Annotated in this window: 13 protein-coding genes; 7 read left to right on the top strand and 6 right to left on the bottom strand. The window is 70.3% G+C overall.

Annotated features, from left to right (window positions below; translation table 11 throughout):
* Positions 1 to 58 precede the first annotated feature (58 nt).
* From pstB to TSO352_RS16525, 5 genes are all read right to left on the bottom strand, one after another.
* On the bottom strand, positions 59 to 805 hold the full coding sequence (pstB, locus tag TSO352_RS16545) for a phosphate ABC transporter ATP-binding protein PstB (protein ID WP_109110682.1): 747 nt from the start codon (positions 803 to 805) through the stop codon (positions 59 to 61).
* An 89-nt stretch (positions 806 to 894) separates the two neighbouring features.
* On the bottom strand, positions 895 to 2,205 hold the full coding sequence (gene pstA / locus TSO352_RS16540) for a phosphate ABC transporter permease PstA (RefSeq protein ID WP_109108431.1): 1,311 nt from the start codon (positions 2,203 to 2,205) through the stop codon (positions 895 to 897).
* On the bottom strand, positions 2,198 to 3,580 hold the full coding sequence (gene pstC / locus TSO352_RS16535; protein WP_109108430.1) for a phosphate ABC transporter permease subunit PstC: 1,383 nt from the start codon (positions 3,578 to 3,580) through the stop codon (positions 2,198 to 2,200). The genes pstA and pstC overlap by 8 nt, the downstream gene beginning before the upstream one ends.
* A 43-nt stretch (positions 3,581 to 3,623) precedes the next feature.
* Positions 3,624 to 4,667 carry a PstS family phosphate ABC transporter substrate-binding protein gene (locus TSO352_RS16530; RefSeq protein ID WP_109108429.1) on the bottom strand — a complete coding sequence of 348 codons (1,044 nt, stop codon included), beginning with the start codon at positions 4,665 to 4,667 and terminating at the stop codon, positions 3,624 to 3,626.
* Between the two features lie 135 nt (positions 4,668 to 4,802).
* Complete coding sequence (locus tag TSO352_RS16525) at positions 4,803 to 6,488, bottom strand: ATP-binding protein (RefSeq protein WP_109108428.1); 1,686 nt, start codon at positions 6,486 to 6,488, stop codon at positions 4,803 to 4,805.
* 145 nt (positions 6,489 to 6,633) lie between these two features.
* Between TSO352_RS16525 and TSO352_RS16520 the strand changes: the two genes are divergently transcribed.
* Both TSO352_RS16520 and TSO352_RS16515 read left to right on the top strand, forming a co-directional pair.
* Positions 6,634 to 7,221, top strand: coding sequence for an XRE family transcriptional regulator (locus TSO352_RS16520; RefSeq protein ID WP_109108427.1), 588 nt, complete (start codon positions 6,634 to 6,636; stop codon positions 7,219 to 7,221).
* Between the two features lie 29 nt (positions 7,222 to 7,250).
* Positions 7,251 to 7,808, top strand: coding sequence for a GNAT family N-acetyltransferase (locus TSO352_RS16515; RefSeq protein ID WP_109108426.1), 558 nt, complete (start codon positions 7,251 to 7,253; stop codon positions 7,806 to 7,808).
* 88 nt (positions 7,809 to 7,896) lie between these two features.
* On the opposite strand, the gene TSO352_RS16510 is transcribed toward TSO352_RS16515, so the two are convergent.
* Entirely contained in the window at positions 7,897 to 10,161 is a 2,265-nt protein-coding gene (locus TSO352_RS16510; RefSeq protein ID WP_109108425.1) for an NADP-dependent malic enzyme, read from the bottom strand.
* A 328-nt stretch (positions 10,162 to 10,489) separates the two neighbouring features.
* On the opposite strand from TSO352_RS16510, the gene TSO352_RS16505 reads away from it, so the two are divergent.
* The 5 genes from TSO352_RS16505 to TSO352_RS16485 all read left to right on the top strand — a co-directional run bounded on the left by TSO352_RS16505 (position 10,490) and on the right by TSO352_RS16485 (position 14,851).
* Positions 10,490 to 11,758, top strand: a complete 1,269-nt coding sequence (locus tag TSO352_RS16505) for an MFS transporter (RefSeq protein WP_199231639.1) — start codon at positions 10,490 to 10,492, stop codon at positions 11,756 to 11,758.
* 79 nt (positions 11,759 to 11,837) lie between these two features.
* Positions 11,838 to 12,557: a ribonuclease PH gene (gene rph, locus TSO352_RS16500; protein ID WP_109108424.1), complete on the top strand. Its 720-nt coding sequence runs from the start codon at positions 11,838 to 11,840 to the stop codon at positions 12,555 to 12,557.
* A 12-nt stretch (positions 12,558 to 12,569) separates the two neighbouring features.
* Entirely contained in the window at positions 12,570 to 13,169 is a 600-nt protein-coding gene (gene rdgB / locus TSO352_RS16495; protein ID WP_109110680.1) for an RdgB/HAM1 family non-canonical purine NTP pyrophosphatase, read from the top strand.
* Entirely contained in the window at positions 13,157 to 14,323 is a 1,167-nt protein-coding gene (gene hemW / locus TSO352_RS16490; protein ID WP_109108423.1) for a radical SAM family heme chaperone HemW, read from the top strand. The genes rdgB and hemW overlap by 13 nt, the downstream gene beginning before the upstream one ends.
* A gap of 33 nt (positions 14,324 to 14,356) precedes the next feature.
* On the top strand, positions 14,357 to 14,851 hold the full coding sequence (locus tag TSO352_RS16485) for a dihydrofolate reductase (protein WP_109108422.1): 495 nt from the start codon (positions 14,357 to 14,359) through the stop codon (positions 14,849 to 14,851).
* Positions 14,852 to 14,994 lie beyond the last annotated feature (143 nt).

Below are 14,994 nucleotides of genomic sequence, written 5' to 3'. Positions count from 1 at the left end.
CCGGCATGGCACAGCCTTTTCAACAAAGGAGGGGAGGGGCGGAAGCGACCGGAAGGGCTCAGCCATAGCGGCCGGTGATGTAGCCCTGGGTGCGCTCGTCGCGCGGGTTGGTGAAGATGTCCTCGGTGTCGTCGCACTCCACCATCTCGCCCAGGTGGAAGAAGGCGGTGCGCTGCGACACGCGGGCGGCCTGCTGCATGTTGTGGGTGACGATGACTATGGTGTAGTTGGCCCGCAGCTCGTCGATCAGCTCCTCGATGTGGGCGGTCGCGATGGGGTCGAGCGCCGAGCAGGGCTCGTCCATCAGGATCACCTCCGGGCTGACGGCGATGGCGCGGGCGATGCACAGCCGCTGCTGCTGGCCGCCGGACAGGCTGGTGCCGGGTTCGCGCAGGCGGTCCTTCACCTCGGCCCACAGGCCGGCGCGCTTCAGCGAGGTCTGCACCACCTCGTCCAGCTCGTCGCGGCCCGACGCGAGGCCGTGGATGCGCGGGCCGTAGGCGATGTTGTCGTAGATCGACTTGGGGAAGGGGTTCGGCTTCTGGAACACCATGCCGACGCGGGCGCGCAGTTGCACCGCGTCGATGGTCTTGCCGTAGACGTCCTCGCCGTCCAGCGCGATGCGCCCTTCGACCCGGCAGCCGTCGATGGTGTCGTTCATCCGGTTCAGGCAGCGCAGGAAGGTCGATTTGCCGCAGCCGGACGGGCCGATCAGCGCCAGCACCCGGTTCTCGGGGATGTCGAGGTCGATCCCCTTCAACGCCTGCTTGGCGCCGTAGAACACCGCCACGCCGCGGGCGGTCATCTTGTTGGCCGGCGCCCCGTCGCCGCGCTGGTCGGCGCGCCGGTCACCACTGGGCCGCAGCTTCAGTTGGGTCTGAATGGTCGTGGCCATCACCACCGCCTCTCGAACATCTTGCGCAGGATCACGGCCAGCCCGTTCATCAGGATCAGGAAGCCGAGCAGGATCAGGATCGCCGCCGAGGTGCGCTCGGTGAAGGCGCGCTCGGGGCTGTCGGCCCACATGTAGATCTGCACCGGCAGCACGGTGGCGCTGTCGGTCAGGCCGTGGGGGACGTCGACGATGAAGGCGACCATGCCGATCATCAGCAGCGGCGCCGTCTCGCCCAACGCGCGGGCCATGCCGATGATGGTGCCGGTCAGGATGCCGGGCATCGCCAGCGGCAGCACATGGTGCAGCACCGTCTGCAGCGGCGAGGCGCCGATGCCCAGCGCCGCCTCGCGGATCGAGGGCGGCACCGCCTTCAGCGCGACGCGCGAGGCGATGATGATCACCGGCAGCGTCATCAGCGCCATCACCAGCCCGCCGACCAGCGGGGCGGAGCGCGGCATCCCGAAGAAGCCCAGGAACACCGCCAGCCCGAGCAGGCCGAAGATGATCGACGGCACCGCCGCGAGGTTGTTGATGTTCACCTCGATCAGGTCGGTCCAGCGGGTCTTCGGCGCGAACTCCTCCAGATAGACCGCGGCGGCGACACCGACCGGCACCGACAGCGCCATCGTCACCAGCAGCGTCAGCAGCGAGCCGACGATGGCGCCGCCGACGCCGGCCTGTTCCGGCTCGCGGCTGTCGCCGGCGGTGAACAGCGTGGTGTTGAAGCCCTGCGCCAGCGCAGCCGACGCCAGCAGCGCGTCGGCCGCGGCGACCTTGGCGTCGCTGAGGCCGCGTTCGGCTTCCGGCAGGTCGCGGCGGTAATGGCCCTTCAGCAGCTGGTCGATCTCGTCGTCGGCACGCACCCACAGGGTCCGGGTGGTGCCGACGATGGCGGGATCCTTGACGACCATCGCCTCCAGCTCGTAGGGCGCGCCGGACGACAGCAGGTCGTTCAGCGTGCGCTTGCCGGCCCGGTCGGTCACTTGCGGGAACTGGGCGTAGAGCGCCCGGCGCAGCAGGGCGTTGTAGTTGCGGTCGGCGACCTCGGCCGGGTCCAGCGTCACCTCCAGCCGGATCCGGGCTTCCCAGAAGGCGCTGTAGCCCTTGGAGACGATGGAGCCCAGCAGCAGCACCAGCATCAGCGCCGCCAGCCCCACCGCGGCGGCCCCGGCCAGCCGGAAGCGGCGTTCGGCGGCGTGACGGGCGCGCAGGCGGCGGGCAAAGGCCTCGCTGCGGTGGCGGGACTTCAACGATGCCGGCGGTGCGGGGGGCGGGGCGGGGCGCGCCTCGTGCTCCACAAGGTCAGTCATATTTTTCCCGATAGGTCTGGACCACCCGCAGGGCGACCACGTTGAGGCACAGCGTCACCCCGAACAGCACGAGGCCGAGGCCGAAGGCCGACAGCGTCTTGGGACTGTCGAACTCCTGGTCGCCGACCAGCAGGGTGGCGATCTGGGTGGTGACGGTGGTCACCGCCTGCAGCGGGTTGGCGGTCAGGTTGGCGGTCAGGCCCGACGCCATGGTAACGATCATCGTCTCGCCGATGGCGCGGCTGACCGCCAGCATCACCGCGGCGACGATGCCGGGCAGGGCGGCGGGCAGCACCACCTGCTTGATCGTCTCGGACTTGGTGGCGCCGAGGCCGTAGGAGCCGTCGCGCAAGCTCTGCGGCACCGCGTTGATGACGTCGTCGGACAGCGAGCTGACGAAGGGGATGATCATCACCCCCATGACGATGCCGGCGGCCAGCGCCGATTCCGAACTGACGTCCAGCCCCAACGCCCCGCCGACCGAGCGGACGAAGGGCGCCATGGTCAGCGCGGCGAAGAAGCCGTAGACCACGGTCGGAATGCCGGCCAGGATCTCCAGCGCCGGCTTCAGCCAGATGCGCACGCCGCGGCCGGCGTATTCCGACATGTAGATCGCCGCCATCAGCCCGATCGGCACCGCCACCAGCATGGCGACCACGGTGATCAAGGCCGTGCCGGCGAACAGCGGGATGGCGCCGAACGACCCGCTGGAGCCGACCTGGTCGGCCCGCATCGCCATCTGCGGGCTCCAATGCGTGCCGAACAGGAAGTCGAGCGGCGAGACGACGGTGAAGAAGCGCAGCGCCTCGAACAGCAGCGACAGCACGATGCCGACCGTGGTGACGATGGCGACCAGCGAGCAGACCACCAGCGCCACCCGGGTCACCCGCTCCACCGCGGTGCGGGCGCGCAGGTCCGGGCCGACACGGTGCCGGCCCCAGGCGAGCCCGGCGACGGCGAGGCTGGCGCCGACGGCGAGCAGGCTCCAGTCGGCGAGGCTCCGCAGGCTGGTGTAGCGCCGGGCCGCCGCAACCACCGCCGGGTCGGGTTCCCGCCCGGTGGCGACGCCATGGGCGAGGTTGAGGATGTCGGCCTTCAGCAGGCTGAGCGACTGGACGTCGCCGGCGGTCAGCCGGTCGGGCAGGCCGGACAGCACCAGTTGCATCGCCAGCCAGCCTTCCGACGCGGTTCCCAGCACGAACAGCGCCGCCGCCGGCAGCCCGGCCCACAGCGCGACGTAGAGGCCGTGGTAGGAGGGGACCGAATGCAGCTCCGCCACCCGCCCGCCGACGGACGCCGCCGCGCGCGACCGGCCGAGCTGGAAGCCGATCACGGTGAGCAGGGCCAGGATCAGGGCGAGAAGGGTCAGCTGCATGCGGGGTCGCTCGGGGCCGGGAAGGATGGCGTGGGGCTTAGGCTCAGAACTGCAGCGGCGTCAGGTTGACCGCCAGGACGCGGGCCGCCTCGCGCAGCGCCTTCGGCTCCGGGATCAGGCCCTTGTCGACCAGATAGCCGTCGTCGCCCAGCGCGCGTTCGGAGGTGTATTCGCCGATGAACTCGCGGATGCCCGGGATGACGCCGGCGTGCGCGTTCTTGACGTAGATGTAGAGCGGGCGCGACAGCTCGTAGCGGCCGGCGGCGACCGTCTCGGCGGTCAGCGCCACCCCGTCCATCGTCGCCGCCTGAAGGGTGTCGTGGTTCTGGTCGAGGTAGCTGTAGCCGAAGACGCCGAAGGCGTTGGGGTTGGCGCCCAGCTTCTGGACGATCAGGTTGTCGTTCTCGCCGGCCTCGACGTAGCCGCCATCCTCGCGGATCGTCATGCAGGCGCGCTCGCGCGCCTTGTCGTCGGGCACGGCCGCCGCGACCTCCGCCAGCTTCCGGCAACCTTCGAGCATCACCAGCTCGTTGAAGGTGTCGCGCGTACCGGAGGTCGGCGGCGGGCCCAGCACCTCGATCGCCGCCTTGGGCAGCGACGGGTCGATGTCCGACCACAGCTTGTAGGGGTTGGCGACCAGGGCGCCGTTGACCGGCACCTCCTTGGCCAGCGCCTTCCACAGCAGCACGGTCGACAGCGCCACCGGCGGCGCCTTCTTCGACGAGGCCAGGGCGATGCCGTCGTAGCCGATCTTCAGTTCGGTCATCGTGGTGACGCCGTTGGCGGCGCACTGGTCGATCTCCGACTTCTTGATGCGGCGCGACGCGTTGGCGATGTCGGGGTGGGCCGGGCCGACGCCGGCGCAGAACAGCTTCAGCCCGCCGCCGGTGCCGGTCGATTCGACGACCGGCGTCTTGAACTTGCCGGTCTTGCCGAACGCCTCCGCCACCGCGGTGGTGAACGGGAAGACGGTGGAGGAGCCGACGGCGCGGATCTGGTCGCGCGACTGGGCCTGTGCCGCCCCCGCCGCGCCGGAAAGCGCCAGGGCCAGGGCGGCCGCGGTGAAGACGTGCGTCCGGGTGGTCACGGGGAAGCCCCTCCTGCGGGATGTCGGCGGTCGTTCCGATGGCGCGGACCATAGCCGGCGAGGGCGACCAATTGATTGCAGTTTTATGACGCTTTCATGACACCGTCACCGAAATGACAAGCGGAGCCGGCACTCTCACAGACCGCCAAGCCCCCTCTCCCCCCCGGGGAGAGGGTTGGGGTGAGGGGGAAGCGCCGCAGCCCTTCCCCGAGCGTCCTGCCGCTTGTCCCCCTCACCCCGGCCCTCTCCCCCGGGGGGAGAGGAGGAAACGGCTTCGCTCGCCGCCGGCAGGTAGACGGTGAAGGCGCTGCCGGCCCCGACCTCGCTCTCGATGGTCAGCCGGCCGCGGTGGCGGTTCAGGATGTGCTTGACGATGGCCAGCCCCAGCCCGGTGCCGCCCATGGCGCGCGACCGCGCGGCGTCGACCCGGTAGAAGCGCTCGGTCAGCCGGGGCAGGTGGGTGCGGGCGATGCCGTCGCCATGGTCGCGCACCGACACCGACACCATGGCGGTGCCGCCACGCGGGGCACGCCGGTCCTTGCCGGGGCCGGGGCCGGGGCCGGGACCGGCCCCGCTCCCGGCGGTGGCGCCCGGCGGCAGGCCGGTGAAGCCGACCGCGGCGCCGTCGGCCAGCGCCACGGTGACGGTGACGTCGGTGTCGGCGCGCGTGTACTTGATCGCGTTGCTCACCAGGTTCTGGAAGACCTGGGTCAGCTGGTCCTCGTCGCCGACGACGGGCGGCAGGTCGTCCGGCGCCTCCAGCCGCAGGCGGATGCGGCGCTCGGCCGCCTTCAGCTCCAGCGCGGCGATGACGTTCTCCAGCTCCTCCACCACGTCGACGCGGCCGTTGGGCGGCATGTGCTCGTCCAACTCGATCCGCGACAGCGACAGCAGGTCGTTGACCAGCCGGGTCATCCGGCTCGCCTGGTCGTGCATGATCGCCAGGAAGCGATCCTGCGCCTCCGGATCGTCCCGGGCCGGCCCGCGCAGCGTCTCGATGAAACCGAGCAGCGAGGACAGCGGCGTGCGCAGCTCGTGGCTGGCGTTGGCGATGAAGTCGGCGCGCATCTGCTCCGACCGGCGGGCGGCGGTGACGTCGTGCAGGGTGAGGATCGCCAGACGGGCGACGATCGGCGGACGGGGCGCCGGTTCGCCGTCCTCCTCCTCGCCGTCCAGCAGGGTGGGGTCGGGCTGCGGCTCCAGCCGCTGGAACGGCTTGACCTGCGCCTCGAAGCTGCGTTCGACCGGCACCGGCAGCGTGAACTCGACGACGCGGGAGGCACCGCCGCGCAGCACGGCGTCCACCGCCTCCAGCACCGCCGGGGTGCGCAGCGCGGAGGCGAGGTCGCGCTCCACCACCTTGTCGCCGAACAGCGCGCGGGCGGCGAGGTTGGCGCGCACCACCTGCCGCTCGGCGTCCATCAGCAGCAGCGGGTCGTGCAGGGCGTCGAACATCGAATCGTTGGCGTCGAGCTGCATCCGCACCCGCTCGGCCCGCCGCAGCCCGACCCGGTGCAGCCGGCCGATGGTGACCGCCAGCGCCCGCAGCGCCGACGGCGTGCCGGCCGGCGGCCCCCCCGATGCCGAGGGCTCGTCGGACTCCGCCAGCTGCGCGGCATAATCGGTGATCGCGTCGGCGTCGCGGCGGTAAGTGCGCAGCGCCAGCCCGGCGCCGGCCAGCGCCGCCACCGCGGCGGCCAGCGCCAATCCGCCATGCAACGCGCCGGCCTCCACCGCCAGCGCCAGGACGCCCAGCAGCGGCAGCAGCATCAGCAGGACGGCGATCAGCAGCGGGGTGGGCGGCAACGCCTTCAGGCGCATGGGGTCGGCACCGATGTGGGGCAGGGGCGTGATGGGCCGTTCTACACCATCGCCGCGGCCGGTGCGCGGCGGTCATAAAAGATTCACGCCGGCCACAATGGGGCGGAGCGTTGACTCCAACAAATTGGACAGCCATTCTACCATCATGGAACCTACGGAAAACGACATCGACCGCCGCCTCGCCACGCGCCTGCGCGCCCTGCGGGCGGAGCGCGGCCTGACGCTGGACGGCTTGGCGGAACGCTCCGGCGTCAGCCGCTCCATGATCTCGCTGGTCGAGCGCGGGGAAAGCAGCCCGACCGCCACCGTGCTCGACCGGCTGGCCGCCGGGCTGGGGGTGACGCTGGCGGCGCTGTTCGCCGACGCCGAGCGCGCCAACGCCAGCCCGGTCGCCCGCCGTGCCGACCAGATCGCGTGGCAGGACCCGGCGACCGGCTACCGCCGCCGCAACCTGTCGCCGCCCGGCTTCCCCTCGCCGATCGAACTGGTGGAGGTGGAGCTGCCGCCCGGCGCCCGCGTGTCCTACGACAGCGGGGCCCGCGCGACGACGGTCGACCAGCAGGTCTATCTGCTGGACGGCACCATCGAGCTGACGGTGGGGGAGGAGACGCACCGCCTGTCCGGCGGCGACTGCCTCGCCATGCGGCTCGACCGGCCGACCGGCTTCCACAACCCGACCGACCGGCCCGCCCGCTACATCGTGGCGCTGACCACCGACGGGCGACCCCGTTAAACGCCGTTAAACGCTGGGGGAGAACCACCATGAAAGGCGTCTGTCCGGCCGATCCGGGAACGGAAGCGGCCGCCGTCACGGTCCGCGCACTGTCGGGTTCCGAAGCCCGCGCCGCCGTTTCCGCCCTGGCCGACGTGCTGATGGATTGCGTGGCGGGCGGCGCGTCGGTCAGCTTCATGACGCCGCTCGCCCGTGACACCGCCACGGGCTTCTGGCACGGCGTGGCCAACGGGGTGGAGCGCGGCGAACGCATCCTGCTGGTGGCGCAGGATGGTGAGGGGATTCTGGGCACCGTCCAGTTGGTCGTCGATCAGCCGCCGAACCAGCCGCACCGCGCCGACCTGTCCAAGATGCTGGTCCACCGCCGCGCCCGCCGCCGCGGCGTCGGTGCCCTGCTGATGCAGGCCGCCGAGGACGCGGCACGGGCCGCCGGCAAGACCCTGCTGGTGCTCGACACCGCGTCCCCCGACGCCGAACGCCTGTACGCGCGCGCCGGCTGGGTGAAGGTCGGCGTCATCCCGAACTACGCCCTGTGGCCCGAAGGCGGCTTCTGCGACACGACCTATTTCTACAAGGCGCTGGGGTGACGGACGGATCTCCTACTTCCCCGCTTTCGCGCTAACGACGTTCGCGCGAAAGCGGGGAGAGGGGACGCCGGGAGTGGAACGCCTCACGTCACCACGGCAGCGAATCGTGCGCCGCGAGCGCCGCGGCGGTGACGAGGTCGTTGACCGAGGAGCCCATGCTGACGATCTGGGCCGGCTTGTCCAAACCGATCAGCAGCGGGCCGATCATCTGCCCGCCGGCCATCTTGTTCAGCAGCTTGGCCGAGATGTTGGCCGAGTGCAGGCCGGGCATGATCAGCACGTTGGCCGGACCGGACAGCCGCGAGAACGGGTAGACCCGCTTCATCAGCTGGTAGTCGAGCGCCACGTCGGCCGACATCTCGCCGTCATACTCGAAATCGACACGGCGGCTGTCGAGGATCGCCAGCGCCTCGCGCAGCGGGTCGGTGTTCGGATGCGGCGTCTGGCCGAAGTTGGAGAAGGACAGCAGCGCAATCCGCGGTTCGTGCCCCATCTGCCGGGCCTTGGCCGCCGCCCCGACCGCGATGTCGGCCAGCGTCTTGCCGTCGGGACGGACATGGACGGTGGTGTCGGCGATGAAGACGGTGCGGTTGCGGGTGATGAACAGGTGCAGGCCGAACACCGGCTCGGCCGCCTTGGGGTCGATGACCCGGCGGATTTCCTCGTAGGCGACGCCGAAGCTGCGGGTCAGGCCGGTCACCATGGCGTGGGCGTCGCCCTGCGCCACCATGCAGGCGGCGAAGACGTTGCGGTCCTGGTTGACCATCCGCTGGCAATCGCGCAGCAGGGCGCCCTTGCGCTGCAGCCGGCGGTAGAGATGGTCGGCGTAGCGGCGGTTGGCGTCGGACAGGCGGGCGTTGTGGATCTCGAACTGGATGTGGGGCTGGCCCATCGCCACCAGCTGCTCCTGAATCACCTCTTCACGCCCGATCAACACCGGGGTGCCGTAGCCGCCGCTGCGGAAGGCCATGGCGGCGCGGATCGTCCGCTCCTCCTCGCCCTCGGCGAAGACGACGCGGCGCGGGTTGGCCCGCACCTTCTCCAGGATCAGCTCCAGGCTGTCGGCGGTCGGATCCAGGCGGGTGCGCAAGGAATGCCGGTAGCCCGACAGGTCAACGATCGGCTTGCGCGCCACGCCGCTTTCCATCGCGGCCTGCGCCACGGCGGCCGGAACGGTGACGATCAGGCGCGGGTCGAAGGGCACCGGGATGATGTAGTCCGGCCCATAGCGCAGACGGCGGCCGGAATAGGCGGCGTCGACCTCGTCCGGCACGTCCTCGCGCGCCAGCGCGGCCAGCGCCCTGGCGGCGGCAATTTTCATCGCCTCGTTGACCGTGGTGGCGCGGACGTCGAGCGCACCGCGGAACAGGTAGGGGAAGCACAGGACGTTGTTGACCTGGTTCGGATAGTCGGAGCGACCAGTGGCGACGATGGCGTCGCTGCGCACCGCCTTGACCTCCTCCGGCGTGATCTCGGGGTCGGGGTTGGCCAGCGCGAAGATGATCGGCTTGGCCGCCATCGACGCCACCATCGCCGGGGTCATGGCGCCCTTGGCCGACAGGCCGACGAACACGTCGGAACCCGCCACCGCCTCTTCCAGCGTGCGCTTGTCGGTGTCGACCGCGAAGGACGACTTCCACTGGTTCATGCCCTGGGTGCGGCCGCGGTAGACGACGCCCTTGGTGTCGCACAGGGTGATGTTTTCACGTGAAACACCCATGGTGCAGAACAGCTCGGCGCAGGCGATGCCCGCAGCGCCGGCGCCGTTCACCACCATCCTGATGTCCTCCAGCCTGCGCCCGGTGATGTCGCAGGCGTTGATCAGGCCGGCGGCGGCGATGATCGCGGTGCCGTGCTGGTCATCGTGGAAGACCGGAATGTCCAGCAATTCGCGCAGACGTTCCTCGATGATGAAGCAGTCGGGCGCCTTGATGTCTTCCAGGTTGATGCCGCCGAAGCTGGGGCCGAGGAAGCGCACGCAGTTGACGAACTCGTCGACGTCGCGGGTGTCGACCTCCAGGTCGATGCCGTCGACGTCGGCGAAGCGCTTGAACAGCACCGCCTTGCCCTCCATCACCGGCTTGCCGGCCAGCGCGCCCAGGTCGCCCAGCCCCAGCACCGCGGTGCCGTTGGAAATGATGGCGACGATGTTGCCCTTGGCCGTGTAGTCATAGGCGAGCGAGGGGTCGTCGGCGATGCGCAGGCAAGGCACCGCCACACCGGGCGAATAGGCCAGCGCCAGATCGCGCTGGGTCGTCAGCGGCTTGGTCGGCGTGATCTCCAGCTTGCCGGGTCGGCCGCTGGAATGGAACAGCAGGGCCTCTTCGTCGGTGACGCGCTTGTTGTCGGACATGGGTGTCGTGTTCCTCAACGGAGTGCTGATGCCCGTCGGTCGTCTTTGGGCATTTTTGCGTGCGCTGCCGACGGTGGGGCCGCGATGTTAAACGCCCGATGCGCAATCCGCCAAGTCTCCTTTGTCCGGATTTTGTACGAATCATGCATTTCCAAGGTGATTGGCGACATATCCCGTTCATTGACGGTCCTATCTGATGCGCTCCGCACGCATGCCCCGGGTGTTGGGGCCGGCCGCCGGGGCCTGTTACCATGCGATGTGATCGGAGCCTCCCGCACAACCGGTCCCACCCCTCTCGTCGCCACCGTCCACGCCGGAGCCGCCAGCCGTGTCCCCGACGCCCAACAGGCTGCCCGCCACACTGACGCCGGGCGAGCGCCGCATCACGCTGGTGATCGCGGCGGTGCAGTTCATCAACATCCTCGACTTCATGATGGTGATGCCGCTCGGCCCCGACTTCGCGCGGGCGCTCGGCATTCCGGCCGCCCACATCGGCTACATCGGCGGCGCCTACACCGCCGCCGCCGCGCTGGCCGGGCTGGTCGGATCGATGGTGCTCGACCGCTTCGACCGCCGCCGCGCCCTGGCGGTCGCCATGGCCGGGCTGGTGATCGCCACCGCGCTCGGCGGGCTGGCCTGGGATTTCCCGTCGCTGCTGGCCGCGCGCGTGCTGGCCGGGCTGTTCGGCGGGCCGGCGATGGCGGTGGCGATCGCCACGGTGACCGACCAGGTGGCGCCGCAGCGCCGCGGCCTGGCGATGGGAACGGTGATGTCCGCCTTCTCGCTGGCCGCCATCGCCGGGGTGCCGGTCGGGCTGGAGCTGGCGCTGTGGGGTGGCTGGCGCACCCCCTTCTTCGCCGTGGCGCTCGCCGGCCTGATCGTCACCGCCGCCGCGATCACGATCCTGCCGCCGCAGCGCGGCCATCTGACCGCCGGGACGACGGAGGGGATGGCGGGCATGATCGTGCGGATGACGGCGCTGCTGTCGCGGCGCAAGGTGCTGCTCGCCTACGCCACGGTGGCGGCGGTGCAGGTCCAGCAATTCATGATCGTCCCCAACATCGCCGCCTATGTGCAGGGCAACCTGGGCTTCCCGCGCGACCATCTGAGCCTGGTCTACCTGACCGGCGGCACGTTGAGCCTGCTCACCGCGCGCTGGGCCGGGCGGCTGGTCGACCGCCACGGCGCCGCCCCGGTGACCTTCGCGGCGACGGTCGGGCTGTGCGCGGTGATCTACACCGCCTTTGTCGGCTACCGGCCCTGGATGCCGGTGCTGGCCCTGTTCCCCTTCTTCATGATGTTCGTCGGCATCCGCATGGTCGCCAACGGCGCCGCCTTTTCCCGGGTGCCCGACCCGCAGGAGCGCGCCGGCTTCATGGCGCTGGTGTCCGCCGTGCAGCATCTCAGTTCGGCCTTCGGCGCCTTCCTGTCGGCGGAGATCCTGACCAACGCGCCCGACGGCCGGCTGGAGCATGTGACGACCATGGCCGCGGTGTCCCTGGCGCTCGGGCTGGTCGTGCCGGTGCTGACGCTGTTGCTGGAACGCTCCACCCGGCCCGTCCTCCCGGCCGCCGTCCCCGCGGTGCCCCCACAATGAGCACGGACACGGCTCTGGACGGGGCAGGGCGGAGTCGCTAGCTTCCGGCCGACTGCAAACGACCATCGGATTGATGCCCATGCGCCCCTCCGGCCGCGCCCTCGACCAACTGCGCACCGTTTCCCTCGAACCCGGCTTCAGCCGCTACGCCGAGGGGTCCTGCATGGTGCGCTTCGGCAACACGCATGTGCTGTGCACGGCCAGCGTGGACGAGACGGTGCCGCGCTTCCTCAAGAACACCGGGCTGGGCTGGGTGACGGCGGAATACGGCATGCTGCCGCGCTCCACCCACAGCCGCACCGACCGCGAGGCGGCGAAGGGCAAGCAGTCCGGCCGCACCCAGGAGATCCAGCGCCTGATCGGCCGCGCGCTGCGCGCCGTCACCGACCGCTCGGCGCTCGGCGAGAAGCAGATCAAGATCGACTGCGACGTCATCCAGGCCGACGGCGGCACCCGCACCGCCGCCATCACCGGCAGCTATGTCGCGCTGCATCTGGCCTGCCAGCACCTGATGCAGATCGGCGCGCTGAAGACCATGCCGCTGACCGACCAGGTCGCCGCCGTCTCCTGCGGCCTCTACAAGGGCAACGCCGTGCTGGACCTCGATTACGACGAGGATTCCAAGGCGCAGGCCGACGCCAACTTCGTGCTGACCGGCAAGGCCGGCATCGTCGAAATCCAGGGCACCGCCGAGGACACCCCCTTCTCCGAGCCGCAGTTCATGGAACTGCTGGCCCTCGCCCGCAAGGGCGTGAATGAGCTGGTGGCGTTGCAGCGGCAGGTCCTCGGCATCAAGTAAGGGTTCATGACCATGTCCGCTCCCCGCCGCTTCACCGGCGACACCCTCGTCATCGCCAGCCACAACAAGGGCAAGGTGCGCGAGATCGCCGATCTGCTCGGCCCCTACGTCGCCACCTTCACCGCGGCCGGGGAGCTGGGCCTGCCCGAGCCGGAGGAAACCGGCACGACCTTCATCGCCAACGCCGAACTGAAGGCGAAGGCCGCCGCCGCGGCCGGCCACGTCGCGCTTGCCGACGACAGCGGGCTGGTGGTGCCGGCGCTGAACGGCGACCCCGGCATCTACTCCGCCCGCTGGGCCGGTCCGGAAAAGGACTTCGCCCTGGCGATGCGCAAGGTCGAGGACGGTCTGGCCGGGCAGGCCGACCGCAGCGCCTATTTCGTCTGCGCCCTGTCGCTGGCCTGGCCCGACGGTCATGTCGAGACGGTGGAAGGCCGCTGCTACGGCACGCTGGTGTGGCCGCCGCGTGGGTCCCAGGGCTTCGGCTACGACCCGATGTTCCTGCCCGATGGTCATGAACTGACCTTCGGCGAGATGGACCCGGCGAAGAAGCACGAGATGAGCCACCGCGCCGAGGCCTTCCGCCAGCTGGTGGAGCGGTGTTTCCGTTGAGCAGCGATCCCGGTTTTGCCGTCTACGTCCACTGGCCCTTCTGCAAGTCGAAGTGCCCCTACTGCGATTTCAACAGCCATGTCCGCGAGCGGGTCGACCATGACCGCTGGCGGGCCGGGTTGCTGCGCGAGTTGGACCATTACGCCGACCTGACATCCGGCCGCACCGTCACCTCGGTCTTCTTCGGCGGCGGCACCCCATCGCTGATGGAGCCGGCGACCGTCGGCGCCCTGCTCGACCGCATCGCCGAACGCTGGCCGGTCGCCGACCGGCTGGAGGTGACTCTGGAGGCCAACCCGACCTCGGTCGAGGCCGACAAGTTCCGCGCCTTCCGCAGCGCCGGCATCAACCGGGTGTCGCTCGGCATCCAGGCGCTGGACGACGCCTCGCTCCGCTTTCTCGGCCGCCAGCACAGCGCGGCGGAGGCGACCGGCGCGATCGAGTTGGCGGCCAGGACCTTCGACCGCTTTTCCTTCGACCTGATCTACGCCCGCCCCGGCCAGAGCGTCGCGGCGTGGGAGGCGGAGCTGGCCCGCGCGCTGGATTACGCCGTCGGCCACCTGTCCGTCTACCAGCTGACGATCGAAGAGGGCACCGCCTTCTACCCGCTGCACGCCCGCGGCGATCTGGTGCTGCCCGACGAGGACTTGGCCGGCGACCTCTATGAGGCGACGCAGAGCCGTCTGTCGTCCGCCGGACTGCCGGCCTACGAGATCTCCAACCACGCCCGTCCCGGCGAGGAAAGCCGTCACAACCTGACCTATTGGCGCTATGGCGACTATGTCGGCATCGGTCCCGGCGCCCATGGCCGGTTGACCCTGAACGGCGAGAAGTTCGCCACCCGCGCCCACCGCGCCCCGGAGATCTGGCTGGAGCGGGTCGAGCGCGACGGCCACGGCGCCGCCACCCCGGATCCGGTCGACCGCGACGCCCGCGGCACCGAGCTGCTGATGATGGGGCTGCGCCTGAGCGAAGGCGTGCCACTGGCCCGTCTGGTCGAGGAAACCGGCCGGCCGCTCGACGCGTTGGTTGATCCGGCGGCGCTGACCCGGCTGGTCGACGGCGGTTTTCTGGTCCGCGACGCCGGCCGCCTGCGCGCGACGCCGGGCGGGTTGCAGCGGTTGAACGCGGTGTTAAGCGCCTTGCTGGCGTAACGTTGGTTCCGTCAGGGTGGGAGAGGGCAGGGCATGCGCATCAGCCTCGTGGTCGCCATGGCGGCGAATGGCGTGATCGGCCGCGACGGCGGCCTGCCCTGGCATTTGCCCGGCGACCTGAAACGGTTTAAGGAATTGACCCTCGGCAAGCCGATCCTGATGGGCCGCCGGACCTGGGACTCGCTGCCCCGCCGGCCGCTGCCCGGACGCGACAACCTCGTCGTCAGCCGTCACGTGCCCCCCGACGAACAAGAGGGCGCCCGCTGGTTTTCCGGGCTGGAGCCCGCCATCGCCTGGGCACGGCAGGCCGGAGCGGCCGAGCTGTGCGTCATCGGCGGTGCCGCGCTGTTCCACGAGACGCTGCCGATCGCCGACCGCCTCCATCTGACCCGCCTGGACCAAGCGGTGGAGGGTGACACGGTCATGCCGGAGATCGGCCCGGACTGGACCGAGCTGTGGTCCAGCGAACCGATGAGGGAGAATGGGCTGACCTACCGCTACATCGATCTGGAGCGGGTGCGGGGGTAGAGGCGGCCTTGTGGCAGCGTTCTTTTTCTGCTCATGACGCGGAGGCTGCAGAACCCGCTTGCTCGCACTTCGATGTCATCCCCGCGAAGGCGGGGATCCAAACCTCCGGCTCGAGCGCTTCAAACGGCTGGATTCCCGCCCTC

The organism is Azospirillum sp. TSO35-2 (genome assembly GCF_003116095.1).
Lineage (GTDB): Bacteria > Pseudomonadota > Alphaproteobacteria > Azospirillales > Azospirillaceae > Azospirillum.
Note: the sequence above shows the minus strand (reverse complement) of the source record. Positions and strands in the feature narration are given on the sequence as shown.